The sequence below is a fragment of the Burkholderia sp. KCJ3K979 genome (assembly GCF_016759955.1).
Lineage (GTDB): Bacteria > Pseudomonadota > Gammaproteobacteria > Burkholderiales > Burkholderiaceae > Burkholderia > Burkholderia orbicola.
In genome coordinates this window covers 14,099-33,682 of sequence record NZ_JACFYV010000061.1, presented here as the reverse complement: position 1 = coordinate 33,682, position 19,584 = coordinate 14,099, and the positions used below count along the sequence as shown (strand labels likewise).

Annotated in this window: 13 protein-coding genes; 6 read left to right on the top strand and 7 right to left on the bottom strand. The window is 62.5% G+C overall.

The features are described 5' to 3' along the window. The first annotated feature begins 55 nt into the window (after positions 1-55). The 5 genes from H3O04_RS15795 to H3O04_RS15775 are packed head-to-tail and all read left to right on the top strand — an operon-like array spanning position 56 to position 5,494. Positions 56-1,312 (top strand): lipopolysaccharide biosynthesis protein, encoded by a 1,257-nt coding sequence (locus tag H3O04_RS15795; protein ID WP_202588026.1) that lies wholly within the window; start codon positions 56-58, stop codon positions 1,310-1,312. Continuing rightward, on the top strand, positions 1,309-2,133 hold the full coding sequence (locus H3O04_RS15790) for a glycosyltransferase (protein ID WP_054927460.1): 825 nt from the start codon (positions 1,309-1,311) through the stop codon (positions 2,131-2,133). The genes H3O04_RS15795 and H3O04_RS15790 overlap by 4 nt, the downstream gene beginning before the upstream one ends. 52 nt (positions 2,134-2,185) lie before the next feature. Next, positions 2,186-3,322, top strand: a complete 1,137-nt coding sequence (locus H3O04_RS15785) for a glycosyltransferase family 4 protein (RefSeq protein ID WP_054927459.1) — start codon at positions 2,186-2,188, stop codon at positions 3,320-3,322. A gap of 15 nt (positions 3,323-3,337) precedes the next feature. After that, positions 3,338-4,360, top strand: a complete 1,023-nt coding sequence (gene galE, locus H3O04_RS15780) for a UDP-glucose 4-epimerase GalE (protein ID WP_059791651.1) — start codon at positions 3,338-3,340, stop codon at positions 4,358-4,360. A gap of 27 nt (positions 4,361-4,387) precedes the next feature. Then, positions 4,388-5,494, top strand: a complete 1,107-nt coding sequence (locus H3O04_RS15775) for an MraY family glycosyltransferase (RefSeq protein ID WP_006476713.1) — start codon at positions 4,388-4,390, stop codon at positions 5,492-5,494. Positions 5,495-5,580: 86 nt separating this feature from the next. On the opposite strand, the gene H3O04_RS15770 is transcribed toward H3O04_RS15775, so the two are convergent. The 4 genes from H3O04_RS15770 to H3O04_RS15755 are packed head-to-tail and all read right to left on the bottom strand — an operon-like array spanning position 5,581 to position 10,308. Next, positions 5,581-7,464 carry a polysaccharide biosynthesis protein gene (locus tag H3O04_RS15770; protein WP_012328042.1) on the bottom strand — a complete coding sequence of 628 codons (1,884 nt, stop codon included), beginning with the start codon at positions 7,462-7,464 and terminating at the stop codon, positions 5,581-5,583. Positions 7,465-7,476: 12 nt separating this feature from the next. Continuing rightward, the gene (locus H3O04_RS15765) at positions 7,477-8,493 is read right to left on the bottom strand and encodes an MraY family glycosyltransferase (protein WP_202588025.1); all 1,017 of its coding nucleotides are present in this window, start codon (positions 8,491-8,493) and stop codon (positions 7,477-7,479) included. Positions 8,494-8,500: 7 nt separating this feature from the next. Further along, the gene (locus tag H3O04_RS15760) at positions 8,501-9,466 is read right to left on the bottom strand and encodes a UDP-glucose 4-epimerase family protein (RefSeq protein ID WP_202588024.1); all 966 of its coding nucleotides are present in this window, start codon (positions 9,464-9,466) and stop codon (positions 8,501-8,503) included. Then, positions 9,463-10,308, bottom strand: coding sequence for a glycosyltransferase (locus H3O04_RS15755; protein ID WP_202588023.1), 846 nt, complete (start codon positions 10,306-10,308; stop codon positions 9,463-9,465). The genes H3O04_RS15760 and H3O04_RS15755 overlap by 4 nt, the downstream gene beginning before the upstream one ends. Positions 10,309-10,941: 633 nt before the next feature. On the opposite strand from H3O04_RS15755, the gene H3O04_RS15750 reads away from it, so the two are divergent. Continuing rightward, the gene (locus tag H3O04_RS15750; protein ID WP_202588022.1) at positions 10,942-12,114 is read left to right on the top strand and encodes a sulfotransferase family protein; all 1,173 of its coding nucleotides are present in this window, start codon (positions 10,942-10,944) and stop codon (positions 12,112-12,114) included. 162 nt (positions 12,115-12,276) lie between these two features. Here H3O04_RS15750 and H3O04_RS15745 read toward each other — a convergent pair whose 3' ends face one another. The 3 genes from H3O04_RS15745 to H3O04_RS15735 all read right to left on the bottom strand — a co-directional run bounded on the left by H3O04_RS15745 (position 12,277) and on the right by H3O04_RS15735 (position 19,521). After that, on the bottom strand, positions 12,277-14,565 hold the full coding sequence (locus H3O04_RS15745) for a glycosyltransferase family 2 protein (RefSeq protein ID WP_202588021.1): 2,289 nt from the start codon (positions 14,563-14,565) through the stop codon (positions 12,277-12,279). A 5-nt stretch (positions 14,566-14,570) separates the two neighbouring features. Continuing rightward, entirely contained in the window at positions 14,571-17,939 is a 3,369-nt protein-coding gene (locus tag H3O04_RS15740) for a class I SAM-dependent methyltransferase (RefSeq protein WP_202588020.1), read from the bottom strand. A 148-nt stretch (positions 17,940-18,087) separates the two neighbouring features. Further along, a complete protein-coding gene (locus tag H3O04_RS15735; RefSeq protein WP_202588019.1) occupies positions 18,088-19,521 on the bottom strand; it encodes a mannose-1-phosphate guanylyltransferase/mannose-6-phosphate isomerase in 1,434 nt (477 codons plus the stop codon). Between the last annotated feature and the right edge of the window lie 63 nt (positions 19,522-19,584).

Sequence of the window (19,584 nt, the reverse complement as noted above, 5' to 3'; positions counted from 1 at the left end):
CCGCCGCCCACCCGCCGCTTCCGGCCGCCCTCCGCGCGCGCCGCCGCTGCCGCGCATGCTGAAGCGCTTCGGCAACCCGGACGTCGCGAAGGCCGTCGCGAACCTCGTCTGGCTGGGGCTCGAACGGCTTACGCAAATCGGCGTCGCGATCGCGATCAGCGGCCTGCTGGCCCGTTATTTCGGGCCAGATGTGTTCGGCAAATGGCAGTATGCGAATACGCTTCTCCTGGTACTGGCGCCGCTCACCTGGGTGTGCGGCGCGGAAATCCTCGTCCCGACCATCGTCCAACGCCCGCCCGCGCAGCTCGGCGCGGTGCTCGGCAGCGCGTTCGTGCTGCGCATCGCCGTATCGGTCGCCGCGCTCGCCGCGACATGGATCGCGATCGCCGCGGGCGCCTTCGACCCGCTGGTCGGCGCGATGCTCGCCGGCCTGGCCGTCACGATGGTGTTCCGCGAGCCGTTCGTCGGCGTGATCAACGCGTGGCTGCAGAGCATGACCTACAGCAAGCCGCAGCTCGTCACCAGCATGCTCACCGCGCTCGCCAAGGCGCTGCTCGTCTGGCTCCTGGTGCGCGCGGCCGCCGGCCCCGCCCGCTTCGCGTGGCTGTGGGCGCTGGAAGCCGCCGCGATCGGCCTCGCGCTGCTGCTGTACTACCGCCATCGTAACGGCGGCGCGCTCGGCTGGACGTTCGACAAGCCGCTGTTCCGGCACTTTGCCACGGCCGGCACCGTGTTCTGGCTCGGCCTCATCTGCATGTACCTGTTCCTGAAGCTCGACCGCCTGATGCTCGAGCGTCACGTTTCGTTCGCCGATCTCGGCCGCTACTCGGCCGCGCAGCAACTCAACGAGAACTGGATCACGCTCGCGCTGATGCTCGCGCAGACCATCGCGCCCGCGTTCGTCTACCGCGTGCAGGACGTCGCGCGGCTGCGCTGCAACATCGTCCGGCTGATCGCGATGACGGCCGGCCTGATGACGGCCGGCGCGCTCGTGCTCGACGCCGCCGCCCCGCTGATCGTCGGCAAGGTGTTCGGCCGCGGCTACGAGGCGTCCGTCGACATCTTCCGCTGGGCCGTCTGGCTGTCCGTGCCGGCCGGCATCGAGGCGATAGGCAATCTTATCGTTCTCAAATATCAAGCAAAATTCGTGTTGCTGACGAAATGGCTGCTCGCGCTGGCCATCGCCGCACTCGTCAACCTGTTCGCGATCCCGCGGCTCGGCCTGTACGGCGCGCTCGTCGGGCTGGCGGCCGGCTACCTCGCCGCCGCCGCCGTCAACTTTTATTACATCCGTTTCAAGCTGCGAACATGACGTCCCCTGATTGCCCGCCCCCGCTCGACGACGTGGCCGTGCTGATGCCGGCCTACAACGGGCACGACGACGTCGTCCGGACCCTCGCGTCGTTTCGCGAGGACGCGCCCGTGCACGTGCTGATCGTCGACGACGGCAGCACGCCGCCGATCGTCGCGCCCGACCTGCCGGGCCTCGCGATCGACGTGCTGCGCATGCCCCAGAACGGCGGCATCGAACGTGCGCTGGCGGCCGGCATCGACGCGCTCGCGGCTCGCAGCTTCCGCTACGCGGCCCGCATCGATGCTGGCGATCTCGCCGCGCCGCAGCGCTTGGCGAAAGAACGCGCCTATCTCGATGCCCATCCGCGCGTCGCCTGCGTCGGCATGTGGACCCAGGTCGTCTCGCGCGCCGGCGAGCCGCGTTTCATGCTGATGCCGCCCGCCGATCCGCGCACGCTGCGCCGCACGCGCTTCCTGCGCTCGCCGCTCGTGCATCCGTCTGTGATGTTGCGCATCGACGCCGTGCGCGAAGTCGGCAACTATCGGGCGAAGTACCGCGCGGCCGAGGATCTCGATCTTTTTTTACGGTTAATGCAACGCTACGATTGCGCGAACCTGCCGGAACTCGGCCTGTATTACGAGCTTAACGAGGGCGGGATCAGCGCGACCAAGCGCCGGCGCCAGCTGGTGTCGACGCTCACGCTGCTGCTGCGCCACTTCAACGTGCTGAACCCGTACGACTGGGCCGGCCTCGCCAAGAACCTGCTGCATTTCGTGACGCCGTACCGTACGCTGCAGCGCATCAAGCAGACGCTGTTCGCCGCGCGACCGTCCGCGTGACGCGCACCCGGCCCCGTTCGCCCATTTCGACGCTTTATTTTTTCTTTTTTTCATGGCCGCCACCTCCCCGCTGCGCATCGCGCTCGTCTGCAACACGGCCTGGGCGATCCATACGTATCGCCACGGGCTGATCCGTGCGCTCGTCGCGCGCGGCGCCGAGGTCATCGTGATCGCGCCGCACGACCGCACGGTGCCGTTGCTCGAGCAGATGGGCTGCCGCTACGTGGCGCTCGCCATCGCGTCGAAAGGCACGAGCCCGCGCGAGGATCTCGGCACGCTCGCCGCGCTGGTGCGTCACTACCGCGCGCTGCGGCCCGATCTCGTGTTCCATTACACGATCAAGCCGAACATCTACGGCTCGGTGGCCGCGTGGCTCGCGCGCGTGCCGTCGATCGCCGTGACGACGGGCCTCGGCTACGTGTTCATCCAGAAAAGCCGCGCGGCGAGCGTCGCGAAGCGACTGTACCGGTTCGCGTTCCGCTTCCCGCGTGAGGTGTGGTTCCTGAACCGCGACGATCTCGCGACCTTCACCGACGAGCGCTTGCTCGCGCATCCCGACCGTGCGCGGCTGCTGCACGGCGAAGGCGTCGATCTCGAACAGTTCTCGCCCGTGCCGCTGCCGGGCGGCGACGCCCCCGTCTTCATCCTGATCGGCCGGCTGCTGTGGGACAAGGGCGTGCGCGAATACGTGGAGGCCGCGCGTCTCGTGCGCGAGCGCTTCCCGAATGCGCGCTTCCAGCTGCTCGGGCCGCTCGGCGTCGACAATCCGAGCGCGATCGGTCGCGCGGACGTCGACGCGTGGGTCGGCGAAGGCATCGTCGAGTATCTCGGCGAAGCGCACGACGTGCGACCGCACATCGCGGCGGCCGACTGCGTCGTGCTGCCGTCGTACCGCGAAGGCGTGCCGCGCACGCTGATGGAAGCTTCGGCGATGGGCCGCCCGATCGTCGCGACCGACGTGCCGGGCTGCCGCGACGTCGTCGCCGACGGCGAAACGGGTTACCTGTGCCGCGTGCGCGACAGCGCGAGCCTTGCCGAACAATTGAATCGCATGATCGCGCTCGGGCCGCAAGGCCGGGCGACGATGGGCGCACGCGGCCGGCACAAGGTCGCGGCGGAATTCGACGAACAGCAGGTCGTCGAACGCTACAGGGAGACCATCCATTCGTTGACAGGATTCACACTCTGAAGGAGCGCATCAGCAATGACCGCTAAAGGCACCATCCTCGTTACCGGCGGCGCGGGCTATATCGGCTCGCACACGGCCGTCGAGCTGCTCGACAACGGCTACGACGTCGTGATCGTCGACAACCTCGTCAACAGCAAGGCCGAATCGGTGCGCCGGATCGAGCAGATCACGGGCAAGACGCCCGCGTTCCACCAGGTCGACGTGTGCGACGAAGCCGCGCTCGCGAAGGTATTCGACGCGCATCCGATCACCGGCACGATTCACTTCGCGGCGCTCAAGGCCGTCGGCGAATCGGTCGCGAAGCCGCTCGAGTACTACCAGAACAACATCGGCGGGCTGCTCGCCGTGCTGAAGGTCATGCGCGAGCGCAACGTCAGGCAGTTCGTGTTCAGCTCGTCCGCGACCGTGTACGGCGTGCCCGAGCGCTCGCCGATCGACGAATCGTTCCCGCTGTCCGCGACGAACCCGTACGGCCAGTCGAAGCTGATCGCCGAGCAGATCCTGCGCGATCTCGAAGTCTCGGACCCGTCGTGGCGGATCGCGACGCTGCGCTACTTCAACCCGGTCGGCGCGCACGCGAGCGGGCTGATCGGCGAGGACCCGGCCGGCATCCCGAACAACCTGATGCCGTACGTCGCGCAGGTCGCGGTCGGCAAGCTCGAAAAGCTGCGCGTGTTCGGCTCCGACTACCCGACGCCGGACGGCACCGGCGTGCGCGACTACATCCACGTCGTCGATCTCGCGAAGGGGCACATCGCCGCGCTCGACGCGCTCGCGAAGCGCGACGCGAGCTTCGTCGTGAACCTCGGCACCGGCCAGGGCTACAGCGTGCTGGAAGTCGTGCGCGCGTTCGAGAAGGCGTCGGGCCGCCCGGTGCCGTACGAACTCGTCGCGCGCCGCCCGGGCGACATCGCCGAGTGCTATGCGAACCCGCAGGCCGCGGCCGACATCATCGGCTGGCGTGCGACGCTCGGTATCGAAGAGATGTGTGCCGACCACTGGCGATGGCAGGAGGGGAACCCGCGCGGTTTTGTATAATCCGCTGTCCATTTTCCGAGCGATCCCATGCTCAGCTTCGCGTCCGGCTTCATCGTCTCCTTGCTCGTCACGCTGTTCATCGTGCGCTACGCGCACCTTCACGAGAAATTCTCGATCGACAGCGACCTGGCCGGCGTGCAGAAATTCCATGTGCGGCCGGTGCCGCGGGTGGGCGGCATCGGGATCCTCGCCGGAGTCGTCGTTGCCGCGCTGGTGCTGTTCCGGCGCTATCCGACGATCTCCGGCAGCATTCTCGGGATCGTTGCCTGCGGGCTGCCGGCGTTCCTGTCCGGCCTCGTCGAGGACCTGACCAAGCGCGTGTCGCCGCGTGCGCGGCTGCTGTGCACGATGGGCGCGGCCGCGCTCGCATTCTGGCTGATGAACATCGCGGTCACGCGCATCAGCGTGCCACCGCTCGACTTCCTGCTCGGCTACGTGGCCATCTCGGCATTCATCACGGTGCTCGCGGTCGCGGCGCTCGCGAATGCGATCAACATCATCGACGGGTTCAACGGGCTCGCGTCGATGGTCAGCTTCATGATGTTCGCGTCGCTCGCGTATGTCGCGTTCCACGTCAACGACCCGGTCGTGATGTCCGCGTCGATCATCATGATGGGCGCGGTGCTCGGCTTCTTCCTGTGGAATTTCCCCGCCGGGCTGATCTTCCTCGGCGACGGCGGCGCGTATTTCATCGGCTTCATGCTCGCGGAACTCGCGATCATGCTCGTGATGCGCAACCGCGAGGTGTCCGCGTGGTACCCGGTGCTACTGTTCATGTATCCGATCTTCGAGACCTGCTTCTCGATCTACCGGAAGAAGTTCATCCGCGGGATATCGCCGGGGATTCCGGACGGCGTGCACCTGCACATGCTCGTGTACAAGCGGCTGATGAGATGGGCCGTCGGGACGAAGCATGCGCACGATCTGACGCGGCGGAATTCGCTGACGTCGCCGTATTTGTGGCTGCTATGCCTCGTCGCGGTGATACCGGCGACGCTGTTCTGGCGGCATACGGTGCACCTGTTCGCGTTCGTCGTGCTGTTCGCGCTGACCTATGTGTGGCTTTATCTCAGCATCGTGCGGTTCAAGGCGCCGCGATGGATGGTGGTGAGGAAGCATCGGCCCGGCCGCTGAATCGCGTAACCGTTTCTGGACGAAAAAAAGCGCCCTGCCGGGCGCTTTTTCTCTTCTTGCCGTTCAGTTCACGGCCGGGGACCGCATCACCCGTTCGATACGACGCGCACCGACGGCACGCTCTGCAACACGGGGGCAACGGCCGTCTGGTATTCCGGCACCCAGCGCCGCAGATCGCGCCGCACCTCGTCGTCGGACAGCACGCGATGCTGCATCAGCCACGGCAGCAATTCGTCGAGGAAATTGTCCGGCACTTCGCGCGCACGTGCGATCCGCAGCTTCGGGTGCGGCGTACGCGTCGTCGCCTCGTCGTCAGCGAGCAACTCCTCGTAGAGCTTCTCGCCCGGCCGCAGCCCGGTGAACTCGATGCGAATCTGTTCTTCCGAGAAGCCGTACAGGCGGATCAGGTCGCACGCGAGATCGACGATCTTCACCGGCTCGCCCATGTCGAGAATGAAGATCTCGCCGCCATGCCCCATGCTCGACGCCTGCAGCACGAGCTGCGACGCCTCCGGAATCGTCATGAAGAAACGCGTGATCTCCGGGTGCGTGACCGTCACCGGGCCGCCCTTCGCGATCTGCTGCTGAAACTTCGGAATCACGCTGCCCGCGCTGCCGAGCACGTTGCCGAAGCGCACCGTCTCGAACTGCGTACGCCCGCTCGACTGCTGCAACGCCTGGCAGGCCATTTCCGCGAGACGCTTGCTCGCGCCCATCACGTTGGTCGGATTGACCGCCTTGTCGGTCGAGATCAACACGAAGTGACGCACGTCGTGGCGGATCGCCGCCCGCGCCACGCGATAGGTGCCGAGCACGTTGTTGCGCAGCGCCTGCCATGCGTTGTGCTCTTCCATCAACGGCACGTGCTTGTAGGCGGCCGCATGGAACACGATGTGCGGCGCGTGACGCGACATCACCTGGTCGAGCAGCAGCGAATCCTTCGCATCGCCGATGATCGGCACCACGGGCAGATCCGGAAAACGCTCACGCAATTCCTCGGTCAGCCGGTACATCGCGTATTCCGAGAGATCGAATGCAACGAGCTGCGCAGGGGCGAAGCGCAGGATCTGCCGGCACAACTCGGAGCCGATCGAGCCGCCCGCGCCGGTCACCATCACGACGCGGCCGCGCAGCAGCGCTTCGACGTGCGGCGTATCGATCGTCACCGCGTCGCGGCCGAGCAGATCCTCGAGATCGATGTTCCGTACCTGCGACAGGAAGCCCTGCCCCGGCATCAGCGCGGTCAGCGAAGGCAGCACCATCGCCTTCACGCCGGCACGCACACACAGGGTCGCGACGCGACGCTGGGTTTCGACCGATGCCGACGGAATCGCGATGATCGCGTATTCGACCTTCATCGCATCGGTCCAGTGCTTGAGGTCGTTGAACGAGCCGAGCACCTTGTAGCCGTAGATTTCTCGGCCCTGCTTCGTGACGTCGTCGTCGAGCAGGCCGACCAAGCGCCATTCACCGGAGCGCGACAGTTCGCGCGCGAGGCTCGCGCCGGCCGTGCCGGCACCCAGCACCAGCACCGGCTTGCCCTTGCCCACCAGCCCACCGTACAGGTAGTACTCCTTCGTCGCGCGATACAGCGCGCGGGCGCCGCCCATTGCCAGGAACAGCATCAACGGCGACACCAGCAGCACCGAGCGCGGAATGATCGGCTGCGGCTGGAACATCACCGCGCCGATCATCACGATCACGCCGCCGCCGGCCACCGCCTTCGCGATGCGCATCAGATCGGGCAGGCTGGCGAACACCCACAGCCCGCGATACAGGCCGAAGCCGCGGAACATCAGCGCATAGACGGGCAGTGCCCACGTCAGCGCCATCAGCGCGCCGCTCAGGAAATCATGCGGAACGCTGCCGTTGAAACGAACGAGATAAGCGAACAACCATGCGGCGACAACCGCCGTCAGGTCGAACAGGAAAGCACTCAGGGACAGCCAAGATGCTCTGGATCGCAACATCGGCGGGAAACCTCAAGAATTGTTTTCGGCGGCCGCTTGAAACCGGCGCCAACGCAGGTCGATCAACCATCCGAACCATGCCAGGACGCCATACCACGCAAGAAACGACAGCCATTGCTGCAGTTCGGGGCGGCCCTTTGCCCACGTGGCCAGAATTATGCCTGCGAGCATGATGAGGTACCAATAAAGGGCGGTCCGGCCGTGACTGACGCCCGACCGGACCATCTTTTGATAATAATGCTCGCGGTGCGCCTGCCAGAACTTTTCTCCGCGTAACAGACGTCTCAAAAGTGTTACAGATGCGTCTGCAATAAAGGGCGCGAATACCATGGCGGGGAACCAGATCGGCCAGACATCGGTACGCCAGCCCCAATAGCCCAGTGCGCCAGCCAGGAAGCCGAGCGGAATCGAGCCGGCGTCGCCGAGAAACAGTCTCGCCGGATGGAAATTGAGCAGAAGAAAGCCGAGCGCCGCGCCGGCCACTGCCGCGCCCGCCACGGCGAGATCGGGCGACGTATGCGGGCCGCCGAGCGCCGCGACCGCGTATCCGCCGAAGCCAAACAGTGCCATGCCGCCCGCGAGACCGTCGGCGCCGTCCATGAAGTTGTACAGGTTCGTCAGCCAGACCATCGCGAAACCCACGCCGGCGAGCAGCCACCACGGTGCGTCGGCCGGGAAGACGACGATCAGCGCGACGACTGCCGCGAGGTGCGCGGAGAATCGCACGCGGGCCGGCAGCCCGCGCCGGTCGTCGATCTGCGACATCGCGGCGAGTCCCGCGGCGGCGATCGCGATCAGCCAAAGCCGCGGCGCCAGCATCAGCAGCGCAACGACACAGACGGGCACGATGCCCCATCCGCCGACGCGCGGTGTCGGCAGCGTATGGAGCGAACGGTCGTTCGGAATGTCGGTGGCCAGGCGCCAGGCCCACCCGGTGGCGAGCAGTACGCGGAGAATCGTCGTCGAGGCGAATGCGGCGGCCAGGGCCACCGCGGCCGTGGTGAGCCAGGTGGGATTCGCGAGAAGCATGTGGCTTTTATTTTCGTGTATCGCGCGAACGATACCATGCGGCGGTCGCTTCGAGGCCCTGGCGGGTCGTATAGGGCGGCTGCCAGTCGAGCACACGCCTGATCCGACCGGTATCGAGTTGCAGACTGCCCGTCAGGCGGTCGATAGCCGCACTGCGACCGGTCAGCTTTCCGAGCACACGCAACAGCGCCGGCGGCACCGCGATCAGCCTCGCCGGCTTGCCGAGCGCGTCGCCGACGAGGCGCAGCAGGCCCGCGACCGTCGGGGCGTCGTCGTCGGCGACATGGAAGCATTCGCCGGCCGCTCGCGGGTCGATTGCGCAACGCAGCAGCGCGTCGGCGAGATTGTCGACGTAGACGATGCTGCGGCGCGCCGAAACCGCGCCGAGCGGCAACGGCATCCCGCGCGCGACCGCGTCCATCATTCGCAGGAAGTTGGCACGGACGGCAGGGCCATAGACGAGCGGCGGACGAACGACGACGACATCGAGCCCCGCCGACGCGCCGAACTGCGCGAGCTGCCGTTCCGCCCGCAACTTCGAACGGCCGTATGCATCCTGCGGGTGGGGTTCGAACGTTTCCGACAGCGGTACTCCGCCGTCGCCCTCTCCGACCGCCTTGATGCTGCTCGCGAACACGATGCGGCGCACGCCGTGATGGCGCGCGGCATCGGCGAGACGCAGCGTGCCGGCGACGTTGGTGGCATCGAACGCGGCGTCGGGATCGGGGGACTCGTCGCGCATCACGTGCACGCGCGCGGCGAGATGGATCACGCAATCGGCGGTCAGGTCGGTTGGCCACGCTTCATCCAGACCCGCGAAATCGGCGGTGTCGTGCACCCATTCGCGCACGCCCTCGATGCAACCGCCCGGACGCCGCACCAACGCGGTAACCGTATGTCCGGCATCCAGCGCACGACGACAGACCGCGCGGCCGACGAAGCCGTTCGCGCCGGTGACGACGAGGTGACTCACCAGAGCCTCCAGCCAAAGCGGTTGTAGAACTTGAAGGCCGACGCGGCGAACATGCGGATGTGCGCGAAGCCCTTGCGCGACGCCCCACCACCGTGATGGATGACGCGCACCGACGGAACATACGCGACGCGGGCGATCTCGTGCGTGCGCAGGCTCAGGTCGTAGTCCTCGAAGTACAGGAAATAGCGTGGATCGAAGCCGCCGAGTTTCTTCAGGACTTCGGTGCGGAACAACATGAAGCAGCCGCTGACGATGGGGGGATCCCAGACGACCTCGCGGTCGTTGATGACGTCGCGCATTTCGTAGCGGGCGAGGCGCTTCGCAAAAGCTGCCCGAAACCGCGCCGGCAGGAAGCCGCGCACGAGCAGATCGAGCACCGCCGGGTAACGGCGGCAGAGATACTGCTGCCCGCCTGTGTCGTCGCCGATCCATGGTGTGAGCGCGCCGACGTCGGGACGCGAACCGAGAAACGCACGGGCGGCAACGAGCGCGTCTGCGTCGAGATCGATGTCAGGATTCAAGATCAGGTGAAACGGGCGTGTCGACGATTCGATCGCGAGATTGTGCCCCCGTCCGTAGCCAACGTTGCCGTGGCCCGACAGAATCCGGGTGGTAATACCTTTCGTATCGAGATCATCGATCAATGCAGACACGTCTCCCAGCCCACCGTTATCGACCAGAAACAGATCGACCGGGCATTCGAGCGAAGCCGTACGCAGGCGGTCACGCGCCGCGACCAGACTGGCCAGCGTCTGCTCAAATTGAACGGTATCGGGGTGATAAACGACGATGGAGATTGACAAACCATCGACATCGCTGGGGGGCACGCTTATTACATTCATCCGTGGTTCGACTGCGCGCCTACATGACGAAGCGCTGGTTGGACAACTGCCGATGCATGAAATCACGCACTCATACGGTTACTGAATCGTACAAGCCCGCTTTTCGTTTGAAATGCGGGGTCGACCCGATATTTTAACGCCTGCGTGCCCGGCAGCAATCATTAAATCAGTCCCCATTTTAAGCGCCGCTTCGACTACGACAAGCCGGCACCTCGACCGCATACTATGCCCTCTCCGTACACTAAGCTAGGCAGTTTTGACCAGCCGGAACGATTCGGCCTTCGACGAGTCAATGCTGCTCGCAGGTAACACATGGTAACGGCTTGCCCTGAAATTACCGTACTCAAGTCGTACCTGCATTCCGTGTCTGCTTAGAATGTACCCACGGCTCAACATGCCAGCCATTGGATACCGTGCAACTGTGCCTGGAATGCCCGCGCGGAGCTCATCAGAGCCGCCTGAGCACAGCCTTGCCGACATCGAACCACGGCACCAGTTACGGAAGCGACAACGCAACGCCCCCCTCAATAGATAGGTCCGTTTCACTCTATGCTCAACTCCTCGTCCGTGACTCCGACCTTGATCGTGGTCTTGGGCATGCACCGTAGCGGAACAAGCGTTCTCACGCGCGCGATGGAAACGCTCGGCGCCAATCTCGGCTCGAGACTCATGCCTGCGGCAGCGGGAAACAACGACAAGGGATTTTTCGAAGATATCGACGTCAACCAGATCAACATCGATGTCATGCACGCCGCCGGCTTCGACTGGGACACCATGGCACCGATCGACTCGAACGCGATCGATATGCACCGACTCGACGAGCTCCGTGTCAAAGCCGCGGCCATGATTCGCGCAAAATGCGGTGGCAAGACTTTTGCGCTCAAGGATCCGCGCATTGCCCGCCTGTCTTGGTTCTGGCAACCCGTCCTCGCTGGCTTGCAAATCCGCGTCGTATACGTCATTGCCATTCGCAATCCAATCAGCGTTGCACGCTCGCTCCTGGAGCGCGACCAATTTGCCGAAGAAAAATCGCACATCCTTTGGCTCGCTCACACTCTTTCCGCACTCGAGATGAGCTTCGGCAGCACGCGGACACTCATGAGTTATGATGCGCTGCTGGATGCACCCCAAGCGGAATTGACGAGAATCTCATCCGAACTGGGATTGCAGCTAATCGAGTCCGAGGCTGCAACATTCGCCCGTGAATTCATCGACGGCGACCTCAGGCACACCAGATTTGCTGCGGAAGACCTCAATCTGCTTCACTCCGCGCCTCGCCAGGTCAAGGCGCTTTTCGCCGCACTCGATGAATCGGTACGATGCAGACTTCCGGCCGACAACACGTTGCTGTCCTCTGCCGCCAGAGACGCGCGCACTTATCTTGACGACATCTCGCCACTTTTAAGATATGAATGGCAGCTCGATCGGCAGTTCCACCAGGCACAAGCGTCCGAGAAAGCAAGCGACGCTGCACTTCACGATCACCAGCGCGCAACCGACACATTGCATGCAACAATTGCTTCGCTTAACGAAACAATTCACGCATTGGAGCAGCAGCAGCAAGCATGGTCCCAAGCACTGCAAAGCGCCCACAGCGAGCGTGACGATGCGTTTAACAGACAGGAAGAACTCGCGGCGCAACTGCGCTTGACCCATGCGGCGCTCGCCGACACGGAATCGAAAATGACGACCGCCAGCGCAGAACTCGATGATTTACGTAGATCACAGATCGAAATCTTGACGTCGAAAAGCTGGCGGATAACATCACCACTGCGTGCGGTCAAACGCTTGCTGAAGAGAGCCTGACCGGGCAAAGATACAACTCGCCTGACACGTCAGGCCTCGCATTCCTTTCTAGTGAATGCGGGCCGCCATATCTCCGCCCATGCCCGTTGCGCCGATAGTGCAACATTGCACGCATCCTCTGACCGGAAAGCCCCGCGAAACAAGCAGCCATCACGCATGGCACTACGCCGCCATATCCTCGCTCAGATCCTTCTGCTCGACCCACGGCTTGCGCACGCGCGGCGGGAAATTGGGACGAAAATCGCCACCGCTTATGGTCAGATTCGGGTTATAGAACGGATCGTTCCTGATGACATCCGCCCAGATTCTGCGAAAATTGTCGCATTCCTCAAGGAACTGCCGACGGCGATCTTCGTTTGTCGGCAGTCCGAGGCTCGCCGATTCGTGATGGAAAAGCAATGCACGCGGCGTCCATACATTCGCGTAACCCGCCTGTCCCAGACGCATGCCAAGATCCACGTCATTGAACGCCACCGCGAAATTGACCTCGTCAAAACCCGAGACTTCGAGAAAGACTTCGCGACGCATCACCACGCACGCGGCCGTTACTGCCGAGTACCGCTGAGTGCACGCTGCACGACCGAAATAGCCGAACGTTTCGCCTGGCTCTCCGACATGCGGATGCCCCGCAAGGCCGCCGATACCCACGACCACGCCACTGTGTTGGATCGTCCCGTTCGGATAAAGCAGCTTGGCACCAACGGAGCCGACTTCGGGGCGCAACGCGTGCCCGACCATTTCCCGCAACCAGTTCGGTTCGATCACTTCAATGTCGTTGTTCACGAAGGCGACCAACGGCGCATCCGTCTGGGTCACGGCCCAATTATTCAGCGCGGCAAAACTGTACGGCTTGTCGTAGTCGAGCAAACGCACCTTCGGCGATTGCTGCACCTGCGCGAAATACTCCATCGTGCTCGCTTCGACGCTGCGATTGTTCACGATGACGATTTCATAGTTCTCGTAGGTCGTTTTTTCGAGAATCGAGTCGACGGCAACACGCAGCAGTTCTACCTTGTCCTTCGTCGGAATGATGATCGCGACCTTCGGCTCAGGTGCAGGAACCGGCCACGTAACCTGGTAGTAGCCGAGATGCGGCTGACGTTTCACCGTCGCACTCCGGCCGGTTCGCTCAAGATGCTCGCGAATCGCACGCTCCGCGGCCTCATACGGATACAGCTTCTCGGTCGTGGCAAGCGCGACAGAACCACTGATTGCCCGCCAGTGGTAAAGAATGAACGGAATATGCCTGATGCGCTCCGGCGTCGTTTGCTCGCTGAAGCGAAGTGTCACGTCGTAATCCTGGCTACCGTTGAACGCACTCCGGAAACCGCCGATCTCCCGCAGTATCGACGTGCGGTATACCGCCAGATGCACCACCGCGTTCTGCGACAGCATCAGATCGTAGTTCCAGTCCGACTTGAACCACGGCTCGTAGCGCTTGCCCTGCTCGTCGATCTTGTCTTCATCCGAGTAGAGCATGTCGAGATCGGGCTGCTTGTTCAGTTCCACCACGACCATATACAAGGCATGCGCGGCTAGCTCGTCATCATGATCGAGCAGCGCGCTGAACTCGCCTGTCGCAAGCGACAACGCCGAATTGGTGGCTTCGGCAATATGTCCGTTCGTCTCGCGCCGCATATATCGGATTCTTGAATCCTGCGCTGCATATCGTTCGCAAATCCGCTGCACGTGCGGTTGCGGCGACGCATCGTCGACGAGGCACAGCTCCCAGTGATCGTAGAGTTGCTCGCGGACCGACTCGATACATCGGATCAGGAACGGTTCGGGCGTGTTGTAGAGCGGAACCAGTACGGAAATGAGCGGACGATACGCCAGGTGCTGGATATGAGCAGCGATCCCGGATACGTCATTCTGCGACAACGTATCGTAGCGTGCCACCCAATCACCATACTCGTTGCCTGACTGGCCCGCCAAGGTATCGATCGTGCGATCCCTGAGGGCATGCCGCAGCGCGCCAACGACGCCACGCGCCTTGACTAGCCGCATGGCTTGCACGGCATACGGGAAAACCAACGCGGGCTTATCGCGCAGCACACGGATCACCGGCTTCATGCGACGCCACGCCAGCGAAAGCCTTGACATGGGTTGAATCGAGAGCCGCTTGATCCTGAAACGTCCGGGGCAACTCATCGGATCCAGGCGAATCGCCTGTACATTCGCCGGGAATACGACCATCGCACCCTGAGACGACAACGACGCTGCGGGCAGCGCCTGCGCAAGCTCCTGTGAAAAACCGGCTCCGGCATTGAAATAGAACGTCGGCGCAAGAACCCCGCTCTCGAGTTCGACCTCAAGCGTGACAAGGTTCCACCCTGCCGAGATTCGAGCATTACCGAAATCAAGCAGAAAATAAGGATCCGCCCCGGTGGCAACCCACCACGGCCCGTCAGGCGTCAAATCATTCGCGGGGTTGAGCGTCGGCTCGATCATATGAGTCATTTTTGAGTTGACGAGTTGCGGGACAGACTATCGCCGCCGGGAATTTGCACAAACAGGTCGCTTACCGTCTGATCGAATCGCAGCGTTGAACAATCGACTGCGACACGCTCAAGCGCGTTCGCCCGTACGGCGTTCCACAACACCTCGTCGCTATACAAGCGCACACATGCGTCGGCATATGCATCGGCATCATCCTCGGCTAGCAGGTGCACACCGGACTCCCACCCGAGTTGTTCGGCAATCAATCGGGTGGTCACCATTGGAACACCATACGATGCGGCACTATGCGCCTTTAGCGGGATGCCTGCGGCGATTCGAGTCGGGGCAATGACGACTCGTGCAGCGTCGTACCATGGCTCGAGTTCATCGACTCGGCCGACTAGGTGTACCGATCGATCCTTCAATGCGAAAACACTGGCTGCCCGGTTGTAGCCGACGACGTGGAGCTTAAGATCGGCACCAAGTTTCTCGAGAATCCTCGGCCAGATTTGCGTGACGAACCAGCGCAGCGAATCGGCATTGGGCGATTTGTCGTCGTGAATCCCACCGACGAACAGGAAATCGGAACGTTGCGCGAACGCACGCGGCGTCGGCGTCGGCTCGACCGCATGGCCGAGCACGTAGACGGGTCCCACGCCATGCGATTCGAATTGACGCTTCTCGGCTTCGGACACGGAAATGATCGCCTTGGCCGGACGGGTCAACGCAATTTCGTCTGCAATCATCTTGCGTGCTTCGTCTGACGACACGGTCTCGCCGGACAACTTTCGCTCCAGCAGTACTCGCGACGAGAACAACGATTCTGCGTCGTAAATGATAGCCGTGTCGCTCACCCACGGTGACTTGCCGCCGTTGGTTGCCCCGAGAAACGCTTCCATATTGTGCGGACGGCAAACCACGATTGCGTCGTAGTAGCCTGCCCGCTCCTTAAGAAATCGCGGAAGCTCGCGCGCGGAATGGTCACGCATTACCTCCACTGAAGCCGGAACCGTGCGTCGGATGGCTGGCCAGCTCTCGTCGTGGCGGAACATCGGGAAAAGCGTGATGTCTGCTCCCGCCTTTTCCAGCGCGCACAGAAGTTCCAGCGCGCGCGGGTACCCCGATCCCAGGCTTTCATGCGGGACACGGTCCTCGATAAAGAGAAGTTTCTTCCGGTTGCTGCGAGCTGCACGTGCCCACAGAATCTTGTCCGGTGCCGCCTCCTGCTGCCCCCGGAGCCAGCCCGCGTGCCGCTCGCGGAATATCGCGTGGTTTCGTTGTTGCAGTTGTAAAGCCTGGGCACTGGTCGATGCACTGCCGAATTCGTAATGCATGATCACGACGTCTGGATCGAACACGACGCGGTGCCCTGACTCCCACAATCGCAGGCAATAGTCTGTTTCCTCGTAGTAGGCAGGCGCATAGCGTTCGTCGAACGCATTCAGGCTTTCGAACAATTGGCGCGGGGTCAACAGGAACGCCCCGGAGCAATAGTCGACATCGCGGCGGAACATGTATTCCGCACCATCAGGTGCGGCACCTCGGCCATAGCCCGTGCATGCACCGTTTTGCCAGACTACGGATCCAGCCTCCTGAAGTAATCCGTCGGGCAGGATGATGCGTCCTCCGACAGCACCGATATCGCCTTCCGCCTCGCAAAGCGCAATCGCTGCCTCCAGCGAGCCCGCCATTAGAAGTGCATCGTTGTTGAGGAACAGCAAATACTTGCCGCGCGCCTCCTTCGCCGCCTGGTTCGTGCCTTTCAGGAAGTGCAAGTTCTCCTTGCTGCGGATGATTGTTGCACCTTCGATACGGTCGAGCAGTCGGGACGTTGCATCGGTCGATGCATTGTCAAGGATGATAACTTCCGCCTTGATCGCGCTATCGCTCAGCACTTCGGCAATCGATGCCAAACATGCATAGCTCAACTCGACGCTGTTATAGAAGATCAGCAAAATGCTGACGTCGGGCTCGGCATGCCGTTTGAATCGCAGCATTCCGCTCGAGGTCAGGAACGCGTCGAAACGAACCTTGAATCCGGCGCGCATCGCCGCTTTCGCATCGGTTCCCAGAGCGGCGTTGGAAGACCCCGGGGCCGTCGTCAACGATCCACCGGGACCGGACGCACCGGCGGCTGAAAGCGCCAGCGGCTTCACCGCTCCCGAGCCGCGAAGCCGCGTAATCACGGCACGCATCGGTGCCGTCACTCGCCAGGATGTGGAGTTCCGAAACGATTGAACGATCTGATCGCGTTCGCGAAGCTCGCTCTCCATCAATCTGTGCAGCTGTTCTTCATACTCGCTGCGTTGCTGGGAAAGTTTCACTTCCAGCCGCTCGACTTCGGAAGAGAGACGCGCGCACTCTGCCTTGCTTGCCGCGTGGATCGATTGCTCTTCCCGTGCCCGCGCCAGATCTGCCTCAAGCACAACGATGCGTTGACGGAGGGCCTCTTGAGCGGCAACTGCATCCTTGGCGCCTGATTCAAGCGTCTGTCGAACCGCCCGCTCCTGTGCCAGCTCCGACGCAAGTGCGCCGATACGCTCATCGAATCCGGCCTTGGCAGACTGCGCTTCATGCGAGAGCCGCACGATCTCGCCACTCAGGTTATTGGCATGCCTGTCGAGATCAACTGCCTGAACATGACGGCGAAATGCCTCGCCGCGCGCCGCGAACATTGCCCGAATCGTCGATGCAGCTGTCGGATCGTCACCGAGCGCCATCAGTTTGGCAATTAACGGTGCACTCTCGGCCCCAATACAAAGCACGCCAAGCCCCTCGGAGTTGTCGAACTCGAACGACGGGTACTTGGCCGACAGTTCCTGCCAAAGCTGCCAGACTCCGAACCCTCGCTCGCGCACGTTGATATCGTGAAACAGGACAACTGCTTGATCCGAGAGAGCGTCGAACCATGTATCGAAATCGTGCTTAACCGCCTCGTAGGTATGCAAGCCGTCGATATGGAGCAGATCGATCTCTCCTTGCGGACGAGTCGGAAAGTATGCCCTCGCCTCGTCGAACGTCATTCTGAGGAGCTTCGAGAACCCCGCGTAGTGAAGGTCGTTGAACCTGGAGATGCTCTCGAATACATCCTCGTCGTACTGGCCGGCATGCTCGTCTCCCTGCCACGTATCGACGGCAAAGCAGCGCGTCGATAACCCGTACTGAGATACTGCCTGACAGAACGCCGAATAGGAATTGCCGCTGTGAGTGCCCAACTCCACCAGCACCCGTGGCTGTACCGCTTTCACGAGCCAGAATGCGGTTGCGATGTGCCCCGCCCATGCACCCGGAGAAACAAGCCGGCGGGGCTCCCAGAACAGCTCCCCGTCGATGCCCAAGGCCTCGATAATTTCGGGAAGCAAATATTGACCAGTTGTATTTTCCACTTGATTCCTTCGTAGTCGGATGACTGTGCCCCCCCCCGCCAGCAATCGATCCTGTGTTCAGGCGAATCCGACGCAAACCGCTACAACGCATTTCTTATCCAGCTCCGTCAGGCCGCGCTAAGCAGCTCTCACGACGCAGCACGCGCGCTTATATCGGCTTGACGTCACGTCCGTAGTTGTCCTCAAAGCGCACGATGTCATCCTCGCTCAAATAGGCGCCCGATTGAACCTCGATCAGTTCAAGCGGGATCTTGCCCGGGTTCTCCAGCCGATGCTTCGCACCGAGCGGAATATAGGTCGACTGATTTTCCGTCAACAGCAACTCGCGCCCGTCGTTCATCACTCGCGCCGTGCCGCGTACGACAATCCAGTGCTCGGCGCGATGATGATGCATCTGCAGACTAAGGGACGATCCGGGGTTCACGATGATTCGTTTCACCTGGAATCGCTCGCCGTGATCGATGCTTTCGTAAGTACCCCATGGACGCACAACCTTGCGATGCGTCACGGATTCGTGCCGGCCCGACGCATTCAAGCGCTCGACAATCGTCTTCACGCGCTCGGTCTGGCTCCGATGAGCAACGAGTACCGCGTCCGCCGTTTCAACGACGATCGTGTCCTTCAGCCCGATGGCGGCAACCATCCGATGGTCCGCCCGGATATAGCTGCCCGTCACGTCTTCTGCCATCACATCGCCCGACAATGCATTGCCGTCGGTGTCTTTCTCGGTGATGTCGGCGAGCGCAGACCACGAGCCGATATCGCTCCAGCCCATGCCCGATGCAACAACCATCGCCGCGCGGCTCGTCTTTTCCATCACGGCATAATCGATGGAGATATCGGGACACGGGGCAAACGCTTGCGCGTCCAAACGTATGAAGTCCTCATCCCGCCGGGCCTGCGCAACCGCTTGCTCGATATTTTCCAGTACCGCCGGGGTATAGCGGGCCAGATCTTCCAGATAGGCCGACGCCTTGAGCATGAACATGCCGCTGTTCCAGTAATACCCGCCTTGGTCCAGGAAGCGCCCCGCCGTTTCGGCATCGGGCTTCTCCGTGAATCCGTCGACGCGGTACGCTCGACCGATTTCGTCCAGCGCAGCGCCACTGCGGATATAACCGTAGCCGGTATGAGGGCTAGTCGGCTCGATTCCGAAAGTCACGAGATACCCTCCTCGCGCGATATCGGCTGCCGACGATGCGAGCTCCGAAAACACGGCAGTGTCAAGAATGACGTGGTCCGACGGCAAGACCATCAGCAATGCATCCGGCGAGCGCTCGATAGCGATCAGCGCGGCGGCCGCAACCGCCGGCGCCGTATTGCGCTTCATCGGCTCCAGAACGATAGCCTGCGGTTTGACACCGATGCCCTGCAACTGGTCGGCGACCAGAAAGCGCTGATCCTGGTTTGCGACGACAATCGGCTCGGCCACGTCCGCCATGCCGGCCAGTCGGCGTACCGTTTGCTGGACGAGTGTGTGCTTCCCCGTCAGCCGCAAGTACTGCTTCGGATATCCGCCGCGCGACATGGGCCACAAGCGGGTGCCGCTCCCTCCGCACAAAACGACAGGATAGATGTTCACGTCAACTCCATTCTCTCCGGTGCTTCCTCAATGATCTGTTCGACAGTTCACTTCGTGCACCAC